At 60.1% G+C, this 11,897-nt stretch carries 10 protein-coding genes; 2 read left to right on the forward strand and 8 right to left on the reverse strand.

Translation table 11 applies throughout. From position 1 onward, the window contains the following. The 8 genes from ACA051_RS22630 to edd all read right to left on the reverse strand — a co-directional run bounded on the left by ACA051_RS22630 (window position 1) and on the right by edd (window position 9,993). Window positions 1-846 (reverse strand): carbohydrate ABC transporter permease, encoded by an 846-nt coding sequence (locus tag ACA051_RS22630; RefSeq protein ID WP_077748691.1) that lies wholly within the window; start codon window positions 844-846, stop codon window positions 1-3. Beyond that, window positions 839-1,747: a carbohydrate ABC transporter permease gene (locus ACA051_RS22635; protein ID WP_427635767.1), complete on the reverse strand. Its 909-nt coding sequence runs from the start codon at window positions 1,745-1,747 to the stop codon at window positions 839-841. The genes ACA051_RS22630 and ACA051_RS22635 overlap by 8 nt, the downstream gene beginning before the upstream one ends. A 148-nt stretch (window positions 1,748-1,895) precedes the next feature. Continuing rightward, on the reverse strand, window positions 1,896-3,197 hold the full coding sequence (locus ACA051_RS22640) for an ABC transporter substrate-binding protein (RefSeq protein WP_497371998.1): 1,302 nt from the start codon (window positions 3,195-3,197) through the stop codon (window positions 1,896-1,898). Window positions 3,198-3,314: 117 nt separating this feature from the next. Continuing rightward, window positions 3,315-4,574, reverse strand: a complete 1,260-nt coding sequence (locus ACA051_RS22645; RefSeq protein WP_497372000.1) for a D-mannose isomerase — start codon at window positions 4,572-4,574, stop codon at window positions 3,315-3,317. A 271-nt stretch (window positions 4,575-4,845) separates the two neighbouring features. Further along, the gene (locus tag ACA051_RS22650; RefSeq protein WP_497304851.1) at window positions 4,846-6,315 is read right to left on the reverse strand and encodes an ATP-binding protein; all 1,470 of its coding nucleotides are present in this window, start codon (window positions 6,313-6,315) and stop codon (window positions 4,846-4,848) included. Next, window positions 6,305-7,036, reverse strand: coding sequence for a response regulator (locus tag ACA051_RS22655; protein ID WP_497304853.1), 732 nt, complete (start codon window positions 7,034-7,036; stop codon window positions 6,305-6,307). Before ACA051_RS22655 ends, ACA051_RS22650 begins: the two co-directional genes overlap by 11 nt. A 183-nt stretch (window positions 7,037-7,219) precedes the next feature. Then, window positions 7,220-8,170 carry a glucokinase gene (locus tag ACA051_RS22660; protein WP_497372002.1) on the reverse strand — a complete coding sequence of 317 codons (951 nt, stop codon included), beginning with the start codon at window positions 8,168-8,170 and terminating at the stop codon, window positions 7,220-7,222. Further along, window positions 8,167-9,993, reverse strand: coding sequence for a phosphogluconate dehydratase (edd, locus tag ACA051_RS22665; RefSeq protein WP_497304857.1), 1,827 nt, complete (start codon window positions 9,991-9,993; stop codon window positions 8,167-8,169). Before edd ends, ACA051_RS22660 begins: the two co-directional genes overlap by 4 nt. 220 nt (window positions 9,994-10,213) lie before the next feature. On the opposite strand from edd, the gene gap reads away from it, so the two are divergent. Further along, on the forward strand, window positions 10,214-11,215 hold the full coding sequence (gene gap, locus ACA051_RS22670; RefSeq protein ID WP_497372004.1) for a type I glyceraldehyde-3-phosphate dehydrogenase: 1,002 nt from the start codon (window positions 10,214-10,216) through the stop codon (window positions 11,213-11,215). Window positions 11,216-11,325: 110 nt separating this feature from the next. Next, complete coding sequence (locus ACA051_RS22675; protein WP_403107308.1) at window positions 11,326-11,844, forward strand: RNA polymerase sigma factor; 519 nt, start codon at window positions 11,326-11,328, stop codon at window positions 11,842-11,844. Window positions 11,845-11,897 lie beyond the last annotated feature (53 nt).

Consider the following 11,897-nt stretch of genomic DNA (forward strand, 5'->3'; position numbering starts at 1 on the left):
TTACCCCTTGACTGCGCCGGCCGTCAGCCCGCGCACGAAATACTTGCCTGCGACCACATAGACCAGCAGGGTCGGCAGCCCGGCGATCATCGCCGCCGCCATATCAACGTTGTATTCCTTGGCCCCGGTACTGGTGTTGACCAAGTTGTTCAGCGCTACTGTGATGGGTTGCGAATCACCGCTGGAGAACACCACGCCGAACAGGAAGTCGTTCCAGATCTGGGTGAACTGCCAGATCAGGCAGACCATGATGATCGGGGTGGACATCGGCAGGATGATCAAGCGGAAGATGGTGAAGAAACCCGCGCCATCGAGCCGCGCCGCCTTCACCAGCGCATCGGGAACGCTGACGTAGTAGTTACGGAAGAACAGCGTGGTGAACGCCAGGCCGTAGACCACGTGCACGAACACCAGGCCGGTGGTGGTGCTGGCCAGGCCCATCTTGCCGAGGGTGAACGAGGCCGGCAGCAGGACGGTCTGGAACGGCAGGAAGCAGCCGAACAGCAGCAAACCGAAGAACAGTTGCGAGCCACGGAAGCGCCACATCGACAGCACGTAGCCATTCAGCGCACCGATGGCGGTGGAGATCAGCACCGCCGGGACGGTGATCTTGATCGAGTTCCAGAAGTACCCGTCAACCGTGCCCCAGGCCTTGACCCAGCCAATGCCGCTGACCACGGTCGGCCAGCTCAGCAGGTTGCCGGAGTTGATGTCTTCCGGTGTCTTGAAGCTGGTCAACAGCATGACCACCAGCGGTATCAGGTAAAGGAATACAGCGAGGATCAGCACGCCGTAGATCGCGATGCGACTCAGGCTGATGGAAGGTTTGGCAGCGAAATTAGTCATGACGCTTGGTCCTCAGCTCGGAGTACAGGTAAGGCACGATGATTGCGAGAATCGCACCGAGCATCAGAATCGCACTGGCCGAGCCCATGCCCATCTGGCCGCGACTGAAGGTGAAGGAATACATGAACATCGCAGGCAGGTCGGAGGAGTAACCCGGGCCACCGGCCGTCATTGCCGCCACCAGGTCGAAACTCTTGATCGCGATGTGGGCCAGGATCATGACCGCGCTGAAGAACACCGGGCGCAGGCTGGGCAACACCACTTTGAGGTAAATGCGCGGCATGCTCGCGCCATCGATCTGGGCAGCACGGATGATCGATTGATCAACGCCACGCAGGCCGGCGAGGAACATCGCCATAATGAAGCCCGAGGCTTGCCAGACTGCAGCGATCACCAGGCAATACACGACGCGATCCGGGTCGATCAGCCAGTCCAGGCGAAAGCCTTCCCAGCCCCAGTCACGCAGCAATTTATCCAGGCCCATGCCCGGGTTGAGCAGCCATTTCCAGGCGGTACCGGTGACGATCATCGAGAGCGCCATCGGGTACAGGTAAATGGTGCGAATGAAACCTTCGCGACGAATGCGCTGGTCAAGAAACACCGCCAGCAGCACACCGATCACCAGCGTGATGCCGATGAACATGCCACCGAAAACCGCCAGGTTCTTGCTCGCTACCCACCAACGGTCGTTTTCGAACAGCCGCTGGTATTGCGCCAGGCCCGCCCATTTGTAAGTCGGCAGGAAGGTCGACGTGGTGAACGACAGGACGAAGGTCCACAGGATATAGCCATAGAAGCCCACCAGGACGATGAACATGCTGGGCGCCAGCACCAGTTTCGGGAGCCAGCGCTGCAGTGCATCGAACGGCGAGGCCTTGCTGAACACAGCAACAGAACTCATGGGGAAATCCAGTACGAGAGAAAAAAAATACGTTAGAAATGCTTCCCTTGTAGGAGTGAGCCTGCTCGCGATAGCTGAGTGTCAAACTCTGGATATATCAACTGATACACCGCGATCGCGAGCAGGCTCGCTCCTACAGGGCCAAGCATTACTTGGCAGCTTTGACGGCCGTGCCCAGTTGCTTGGCGGCCGTGGCCGGATCGGCTTTCGGGTCGTTGATGAAGTTGGTCACGACATCAAAGAACGCGCCTTGTACCGCCAGCGTGGTTGCCATGTTGTGCGCCATGCTCGGTTGCAGGCCGCCAGACTTGGCGTCCGCCAGGAAGTCCTTGGCAGCGGTCTGGGCGCAGGCGTCGAAACCGTACTTCTCCATGTCGCCCAGCATGTCGATTCGAACCGGGATCGAGCCCTTGTTGATGCTGAAGACTTTCTGGAAGTTCTCACCCAGCACGACCTTGGCAATGTCCTGCTGAGCGGCAGCAGTGCCCTTGTCTTTCTGTTTGAACACGGCAAGGGAGTCGATGTTGTAGGTGAAGGCCTTGTCGGTGCCCGGGAACGCTACGCACTCGTAGTCCTTGCCGGCGACTTTCTTGGCCGCTGTCCACTCGCTCTTGGCCCAGTCACCCATGATCTGCATGCCGGCCTTGCCGTTGATGACCTTGGCCGCTTCCAGGTTCCAGTCCTGGCCTTTGCCGTCGACGTCCATGTAGGTCGCAACTTTCTTCAGCTCGGTCAATGACTTGACCATTTCAGGACCGGTCAGTGCAGCGTTGTCCAGGTCGACCAGGGCTTTCTTGTAACCGTCGACGCCCATGACCGAAAGCACCACCGCTTCGAACACGGTGCTGTCCTGCCAAGGCTGGCCACCGTGGGCAAGCGCAATGAAGCCCGCAGCCTTGAGCTTGTCGCCCGCTGCGTAGAATTCCTGAAGTGTGGTCGGAGCTTTTTCGATGCCCGCTTTCTTGAAGACTTCCGGGTTGATCCACAGCCAGTTGACGCGGTGAATGTTCACCGGCACGGCCACGTAGTCACCCTCGTACTTCACGGTATCGGAGACTTTCTTGTCGAGCAGGCTGTCCCATTTCTCTGATTTGGAAACGTCTTTCAACGCGTCGGTATCGAGCAAACCGGTGCTGGCCCATTCCTGGATGTCCGGACCTTTGATCTGTGCGACGCCCGGCGGGTTACCGGCCACGGCGCGGCTTTTGAGTACGGTCATGGCAGTAGCACCGCCACCACCGGCGACGGCGCCGTCTTTCCAGGTGAAGCCGTCTTTTTCGACTTGGGCTTTAAGAACATCGACGGCGGCTTTTTCGCCACCGGACGTCCACCAGTGAACGACTTCTACCGAACCTTTGGAATCGGCGGCAAGCGCACTGACAGGGAATGCAGAGATAGGAAGCAATGAGGCAAGAGAAATGACAGTAGCGAGGCGAGAAATCGCATTCATCTAGAATTACCTTTCTTGTTGTTATGCATGCAAGTCTGGTGCTTGCGCTGCATAGGATTTTAAACAGGAGTTATCCCCTCGCAGGTAACGAAGGGACGCTTGAATGTCACCACATGGTTACACAGGAGCGCTCTGGGACAACTGCCCCAAGGCCGTGGCCATGCTCGGCGCCAGCGGCAGGCGCGGGATCAGGACGGCTTGCCAGGCGTGATACAGGTCCGGTTTACCGGCCCAGATATCAGCACTCGGGCGGTTTTGCGGGTCGAGTTCATGGTGCCAACTGCCATCGCAGCGGTCGATGAAATGACTGTCACAGAATTCCCAGAACAGCCGGTACCAGGTTTCGTATTGCGTATCTCCAGTGCGTTTAAGCAACGCGCTGGCGGCGGCGCTGGCTTCGCAATGGGTCCAGTGCAAACGATGGCGAACCACCGCGCGATTGCCCCAGTCGAGGGTGTAGACAATGCCCGGCGCACCGTCGATATCCCAACCGTGACGGCAGTTGTGGTCAAAGAGTTTTTGCGCGTCGGTGGCCAGCCAACCCGGCGTGAGCATGCCGGCTTGCACGCGTGCCGCTTCGAGGTGCAGCAACAGCCGCGCCCATTCGAAACCGTGACCCGGCGTGGTGCCGTAGGGGCGGAAACCGTCGGCCGGGTTGTCGTGGTTGTACTCGCGCAGCGGCTGCCAATCGCGATCGAAATGCTCGACCACCAGATAGTCGTTGGCAGCGGCGTGACCATGAATCACTCGCTCGACGATGCGTTGAGCACGGCACAGCCAGCGTTTGTCTTCGGTGACATCCGCCAGGGCGAGAAAGGCTTCGGTGGCGTGCATGTTGCTGTTGGCGCCGCGGTAGGCTTCTTCACCGCTCCAGTCGCGAGCAAAGGATTCGCGCATCGCGCCCTCCTCCTCGCTCCAGAAATGCATGTCGATGATATTGATCGCGTCATCGAGCAACGCTTGTGCACCGGGGCGCCGAGCGACGACCGCCGAACTCGCCGCGAGAGCCACGAAGGCGTGCAGGTAGGCCGCCTTGCCGGTGTTGTCATCGCGGTGATGGGCGACTGCAAACCAGCCGCCGTGTTCGGCATCGCGCAATGGGCCGCTGAGCGCCTGGATACCGTGATCGACCAGCTCGGCAAAACCCGGCAAGCCCTGGATGTGCGCCATGGCGAAGCTGTGGGTCATGCGTGCGGTGTTCATGGTTTCGGCGTGGGCGTTGGCCGGGAGACGGCCCTTTTCATCGAGATTGCCGAAGCCTTCAGCAAGCTTTGAAGCCTTGGCAAACGCCAGCAGACGCAGGCCTTCGGCCGCGAGCCATTGCTGATGGGCAGGTGCGTTCAGCCAACTGCTGAATGCAGGTTGGAAGGTGTCCATGAGGTGCCTTTTTTGTTGTTTTGACTGGGGGCAGTCTAAACAACGGGCAGTGCGGGGCTTGTAACGAAGGGGGCGAGTTATGTCACCGGCTTGTGACATTCAGCCGGGTTCTACGGCGAGTGATGAACCTGTGGTGAGGGGATTTATCCCCGTTCGGCTGCGAAGCAGCCGTGAAACCATTGCACTCGATATACCAGATACACCGCAATTGCAGTTTTTGGGGCGGCTACGCCACCCAACGGGGATAAATCCCCTCACCACAGGGTCTGCGTCAATCGATCGAACGAGGTAACTGCAACGTCACCCGCAACCCGCCTTCACGCAGGTTTTGCAGGCTGACCTCGCCACCATGGCTGTGGGCAATGTTGCGCGCAATTCCCAACCCCAAACCATATCCCTGCTGCTGCCCGGCCAACCGGAAGTGCGGTTCGAACACCTGCTCCATCCGCTGCTCCGGCACGCCCGGCCCTTCGTCATCGACATGCAGGATGAAGGCGCTCTCGTCGTCATCAATATGCAAATGCGCGTTCTGCCCATACTTCAACGCGTTGTCGATCAGGTTGCCGATGCAGCGCTTGAGCGCCAGCGGTTTGCCCGGGTACGCCGCCAACGCCCGCCCTTGTTGGGTCACGCGACCATTGCCGTTGGGCGCCAGGTACGGTTCCACCAGGCAATCGAGCACATGGTTAAGATCCACCGGCTCGATGTTTTCGTGAATATCGGTGTCTTTCACGCATTGCAGCGCGCCTTTGACCAACAGCTCCAGCTCATCCAGATCACGGCCGAACTTGGCTTGCAGCTGTTCGTCCTCAAGCAATTCGACCCGCAACCGCAAGCGGGTGATCGGCGTGCGCAGGTCATGGGAAATCGCGCTGAACAACTGGCTGCGCTCAGTCAGGTAACGGCTGATCCGTTCGCGCATCGCATTGAAAGCGCGGCCCACTTCAACCACTTCACTGCCGCCGCCTTCGGCCACCGGTTCGACTTCGGCACCAAGGGACATGTCCCGCGCCGCCCGCGCCAGGCGCTTGAGCGGACGACTCTGCCAGTGCACCAGCAGGCCAATGAACAACAGCAAAAAGCCGCTGGTAAGCACGATGAACCACACCTGCTGCGCCGGCAGGCCCTGCTCTTCAAGGCTGGTGTAAGGCTCGGGCAAGAGCGAGGCGATGTACAGCCACTCGCCCGGCGCCATCTGGATTTGCGTGACCAGCACCGGCGGGTTCACCGGCTCCAGCGTGAGCGCGTAATGCGCCCAGGAGCGCGGCAGTTCATCGAGTTTCAGCCCGCTGTTGAAGATCCGCAGGTCTTCGGGGCTGACGAAGGTCACTGAGATATCCGTGTCTTGGCCGAGGGACTCGCGCAACACTTGGTCCACCGCCTTGAGCACGGCTTCCTTGCGCGGGGTGATCGGCAGCACGTCCATGCCCAAGGGCTTGTCGTTGAGGGTCACCACGAAACGGGTGCCGCCCATGCTGCGCAATTGGTCGAGCACCAAGGGACGAAACGCGACCGGCAACGAGCGAAAATAACTGACGCTGGCCGTCATCGAATGGGCCAGGCTGCGGGCGCTGGTCACCAGGCCTTCAAGCTGCGTGGCACGCAGTTGCGACACCCAGATCACGCTCGACAAGGTCTGCGCGAACAGCACCGCCAACAAGGTCAGCAGCAACATGCGCCCCAGCAACGATCGCGGCACCGGTACGCGGGCGGCGAGCGTGCGGAAAAACTCAGTGGCCATTGCTGGCAACCACATTGGCGGCCAGTTGGTAGCCGCTGCCACGCACCGTACGGATCAGTCGCGCCGGTTTTTCGGTATCACGCAGGCGCTGACGCAAACGGCTGACCGCCATGTCGACGATACGATCCAGCGGCATCAGATCGCGGCCACGGGTGGCGTTGCCGATGGTGTCGCGATCGAGGATTTCCTGAGGGTGATCGAGGAACAGTTTCAGCAGCGCAAAATCGGCGCCGGAGAGAATCACTTCTTCGCCATCGATGTGAAACAACCGGTGACTGACCATGTCCAGCCGCCAGTCATCGAACGCCAGCACTTCACCGCCGGAACGCTCCTGACCGAACTGCGCGCGGCGCAACAGAGCCTTGATGCGCGCCTGCAATTCACGAGGGCTGAAGGGTTTGCCGAGATAGTCATCGGCGCCCAGTTCCAGACCGATGACGCGGTCGGCCTCGTCGGAGCTGGCGGTGAGCATGATGATCGGCACCTGCGCCTGACGCGGGTGTTGGCGGATCCAGCGGCAGAGGCTGAAACCATCTTCGTCCGGCAGCATCACATCGAGGATCACCAGATCGCTCGGCGCGTCGTTCATCGCTTGGCGAAAGCCTGCACCATCGGGCGTGGTACGGACCTGGAAACCGGCGCGGGTCAGGTAGGTGTCCAGCAACTCGCGTATCTCTTGATCGTCATCGACCAACAAAATCGACTTGTTGACTGAGCTCACGGGGCGGCGTCCTTGTTGTTTGAATTGGGCGGATTATGCCTGATCGAGCGTAAATCCAGGTTGTCTGTTCCGGCCTCTTCGCGGGCAAGCCTCGCTCCTACAGGTATAGGGTTGGTCGCTATTTTTGTGAACGACTCCAATTCTGTAGGAGCGAGGCTTGCCCGCGAATGAGGCGACTCGGTCTCAGGCCTGATCGAGCGCCACACCCGCACCGACAAGGCCGGAATACGGCGCCGTCACCAGCCACACCGGAATACCTTTGAAGTAATCGCTCATGCAGCCCTTGTCGGCGAAGCAGCGGGCGAAGCCGCTTTCGACGAAAAAATCGGCAAACCGTGGAATCACCCCGCCGACGATGTAAACGCCACCGCGTCCACCGGTGGTCAGCACGTTGTTGCCGGCGACACGGCCGAGCCAGCAGCAGAACTGTTCCAGCACTTCCAGCGCAATCGGATCGCCGGCCAGACCGGCAGCGGTAATCGATTCCGGGGTATCGAGCACCGGCTCATGACCGTCCACCGCACAAATCGCCCGGTAAACCCGCGGCAAACCGCTGCCGCTCAACGCGGTTTCAGCGCTGACATGGCCGATCTCGTTGAAGATGTGCTGCCACAACTGAGTTTCACGTGGGCTGCTCAGGGGCAGATCGACGTGACCGCCTTCCCCTGGCAATGCGGCAAAACGGCTTTCACCCAGGTCCAGCAACGTGCCGACGCCCAGGCCCGTGCCCGGACCGATCACCACGGCAGGCCGCAGCGGCTCGGGCGTGCCTTCGCAGACCACCCGAAACTCGTCCGGCTGCAAACGGGTCATGCCCAGCGCCATCGCCGAGAAATCATTGACCAGCAACAACTGATCGACCTGCAATGCCTTGCAAAAATCTTTGCGACTGAGCCGCCAGTGATTGTTGGTGAACTTGAATTCGTCACCGCTCACCGGGCCGGCCACCGACAGGCAGACCGAACCGATCGAACCCGGCGCCAGGCCAAGCCCGCGCAGGTAGAGGGCTATCGCCTCTTCCGGGCTGGCATGGTCGGCCGTCGCCAGCACCTGGATCGCTTCCAGTTGCTGGTTTTTCCACAACGCGAAACGTGCGTTGGTCCCACCGATGTCACCGACCAAAGCCAGTTTCAATTAAGCGTCTCCAGGGCAGAAGTAAAGGCGCTGGCGCCCTGCTCTGCGGAGCTGAAGGCCATGCGCATGAAACCAAACAGTTCGCGACCGCTGCCAATGTTGTTGCCCAACAGGCCCTTGGCTGGCGTGCGCGCTGCGAATTCGTCGGCGTCCACCTTAAGCTCCAGGGTGCCTTTGACGCCATCGACGCGGATGATATCGCCCTCTTGCACCCGCGCAAGAGCGCCGCCGACATAAGCTTCGGGACTGACATGAATCGCCGCCGGGATTTTCCCCGACGCGCCGGACATGCGCCCGTCGGTCACCAGCGCGACTTTGAAACCGCGATCCTGCAGCACGCCGAGGAACGGCGTCATCTTGTGCAGCTCCGGCATGCCATTGGAGCGCGGGCCCTGGAAGCGCATCACCGCGACGAAATCCTTCTCGAGCAAACCGGCCTTGAAGGCATCGGCCAAATCCTGCTGATCCTGGAACACCATGGCTGGCGCTTCTACGACCTGGTTTTCCAGGGCCACGGCCGAGACTTTCATGACACCGCGCCCGAGGTTGCCTTCCATCACCCGCAAGCCGCCCTCAGGCGAGAATGCGCGCGCGACTGGGCGAAGAATGTTTTCGTCGAGGCTTTCGATCGGGCCTTCGCGCCAGACCAGTTCGCCGTTTTCGAGGAACGGTTCCATGGTGTAACGGCTCAAGCCGTGGCCCAGCACCGTGTTGACGTTTTCGTGCAGCAGCCCGGCTTCCAGCAGTTCGCGGATCAGGAACGACATGCCGCCCGCCGCCTGGAAATGGTTGATGTCGGCTTTGCCGTTCGGGTAGACGTGGCTCAGGGTCGGCACGACTTCGGAGAGGTCGGCCATGTCCTGCCAGGTCAGTTGAATGCCGGCCGCCATGGCGATGGCGGGCATGTGCAGGGTGTGGTTGGTCGAGCCGCCGGTGGCGTGCAGCGCCACGATGGAGTTGACCAGCGAGCGCTCGTCGACGATTTCGCCGATCGGCATGAAATCGCCGTTCTGCTTGGTCAAGCGCGTGACCTGATGCGCCGCTTCGCGGGTCAACGCGTCGCGCAACGGGGTGTTCGGATTGACGAATGAGGCGCCCGGCAAGTGCAGGCCCATGACCTCCATCAGCAACTGGTTGGTGTTGGCGGTGCCGTAGAAGGTGCAGGTGCCGGGGCTGTGGTAGGACTTCATTTCCGATTCCAGCAGCTCTTCGCGGCTGGCCTTGCCTTCGGCATAACGCTGACGCACATCGGCTTTCTGCTTGTTGGAAATGCCCGAGACCATCGGCCCGCCCGGCACGAAGATCGTCGGCAGATGACCGAAACGCAACGCGCCCATCATCAGGCCCGGGACGATCTTGTCGCAAATGCCGAGCATCAGCGCGCCATCGAACATGTTGTGGGACAGCGCCACCGCGGTGGACAGCGCAATCACCTCACGGCTCGGCAGGCTCAGTTCCATGCCTGGCTCGCCCTGGGTCACGCCATCGCACATGGCCGGGGTGCCGCCAGCGAACTGGCCGACGGAGCCGATTTCGCGCAGGGCTTTTTTGATCTGCTCAGGAAAGACTTCGTACGGCTGATGCGCCGAGAGCATGTCGTTATATGACGAAACAATCGCAATGTTGGCGGAATTCATCATCCGCAGACTGTTCTTGTCTTCAGTGCCGCAACCGGCCACGCCGTGGGCGAAGTTGGCGCATTGCAGCTTGCCGCGCATCGGACCGTCGCTGGCTGCATCGCGAATGAGCGCAAGGTAAGCCTCACGGGTTGCACGGCTGCGGGCGATAAGCCGTTCGGTGACCTCAATTACGCGGGGATGCATGTGTAGAACTCCAGGCTAACGGATGTGGCGACCTGATTGTCTATGCTGAGCAAGAGCCGGTGTCGATGGGATGACAGACGGTTTTCTTGATCGGTCGGACCAGTTGATTCAGGTCGCTCGTTGTAGATTGAACAAAATATTGCCATTAAAAAGGCTTGTTTTCTATTTTTATGCGAATAATCTTGTAATTCCAACAACAAAACGACGGCGGCCCTGTTAAATGACTCTTCGAATCGCAATCAATGGTTTTGGCCGAATTGGCCGCAACGTCCTGCGCGCACTGTATACCCAAGGTTATCGCCAAGACCTGCAGATCGTTGCCATCAATGACCTGGGCGATAGCGCGATGAACGCTCATCTGCTCAAGTACGACACCGTTCACGGCACGTTCGACGCTGATGTCCAGCACGATCAGGAAAGCCTGACCGTCAACGGCGACCGCATTGCCGTCAGCGCCATTCGCAACCCGGCCGACCTGCCCTGGGCCGCGGAAAAAATTGATGTCGTGTTCGAATGCACCGGTCTGTTCACCGACCGTGCCAAAGCCGCCGCACATATTACGGCCGGCGCGCGCAAAGTGATTATCTCGGCCCCGGCCAAAGGCGCCGACGCCACCGTGGTGTACGGGGTCAACCACGACATTCTGCGCCAATCGCACCAGATCATTTCCAACGCCTCGTGCACCACTAACTGCCTGGCCCCGGTGGCGCAGGTGCTGCACCGCGAACTGGGTATCGAAAGCGGTCTGATGACCACGATCCACGCCTACACCAACGACCAGAACCTGACCGACGTCTACCACACGGACCCGTACCGCGCCCGTTCGGCCACCCAGAACATGATCCCGAGCAAGACCGGCGCCGCTGAAGCGGTCGGTCTGGTGCTGCCGGAACTGGCGGGCAAACTGACCGGCATGGCAGTACGTGTTCCGGTGATTAACGTGTCGCTGGTGGATCTGACCGTGCAGCTCAAGCGCGAAGCATCGGCCGATGAAGTGAACGCGCTGCTGAAAGAAGCCGCCCAGCACTCGAAGATTCTCGGCTACAACACCCTGCCGCTGGTCTCCAGCGACTTCAACCACAACCCGCTGTCGTCGATCTTCGACGCCAACCACACCAAGTCCAGCGGCAAGCTGCTCAAGGTACTGGCCTGGTACGACAACGAATGGGGCTTCTCCAACCGCATGCTCGATAACTGCCTGGCGCTGTGCAACGCTGAGTAAACCGGTCCCACAGGGTTTGGACGGCTTTACATAGCGACCACAAATCAATACTTGACCACTCGAGCGGATGATAAGCATTATCATTCGCTCGAAATGGATCAGGTTCTCCCGTGAGTCAATCTCGCTTCAATCACGTCTTCATCGCCCAGCGAGTTTCTCTGCTGCGCACGCTGGAGCGGATGGTCAACAATCACAGCACCGCCGAAGACCTCTTGCAGGAGACCTACCTGCGAGTGACCCGGGCGCTCAGTGAACGGGCCATCGATCACCTTGAACCCTTCGTTTTCCAGACCGCCCGCAACCTGGCGCTGGACCATTTGCGTGCGCGGCGCATTCAGTCGCGCACGATGCTCGACGACGTGCCACTGGACGTGCTGGAAAGCGTTGCCGCCCCCGCCAGCAGTGCCGAGGATACTGCCCATGCCGAACAATTGCTGGAGCGTTTGAACGTGAGCCTCAGTGAACTCAGCCATCGTCAGCAGCAGATTTTCATCCTCAGCCGGCTGCACGGGCACAGTTATCTGGAAATCGCCGAAAAGCTCAACGTCTCATTGAGCACCGTGCAGAAAGAACTGAAGCTGATCATGGCGATCTGCATCGGAGTCGCCGAGCGGTTAAACGGCGACTGAGTCTGTAGGTTTATTCTCTACCTGCCGGGATCGACTGCGCTGGCTTTCGGGCT

This window comes from Pseudomonas sp. LBUM1669, from assembly GCF_059695705.1.

Coding starts and splice junctions, on each gene's coding strand:
- ACA051_RS22630 (WP_077748691.1), bottom strand. CDS start 846: ATGACTAATTTCGCTGCCAAACCTTCCATCAGCCTGAGTCGCATCGCG.
- ACA051_RS22635 (WP_427635767.1), bottom strand. CDS start 1,747: ATGAGTTCTGTTGCTGTGTTCAGCAAGGCCTCGCCGTTCGATGCACTG.
- ACA051_RS22640 (WP_497371998.1), bottom strand. CDS start 3,197: ATGAATGCGATTTCTCGCCTCGCTACTGTCATTTCTCTTGCCTCATTG.
- ACA051_RS22645 (WP_497372000.1), bottom strand. CDS start 4,574: ATGGACACCTTCCAACCTGCATTCAGCAGTTGGCTGAACGCACCTGCC.
- ACA051_RS22650 (WP_497304851.1), bottom strand. CDS start 6,315: ATGGCCACTGAGTTTTTCCGCACGCTCGCCGCCCGCGTACCGGTGCCG.
- edd (WP_497304857.1), bottom strand. CDS start 9,993: ATGCATCCCCGCGTAATTGAGGTCACCGAACGGCTTATCGCCCGCAGC.
- gap (WP_497372004.1), top strand. CDS start 10,214: ATGACTCTTCGAATCGCAATCAATGGTTTTGGCCGAATTGGCCGCAAC.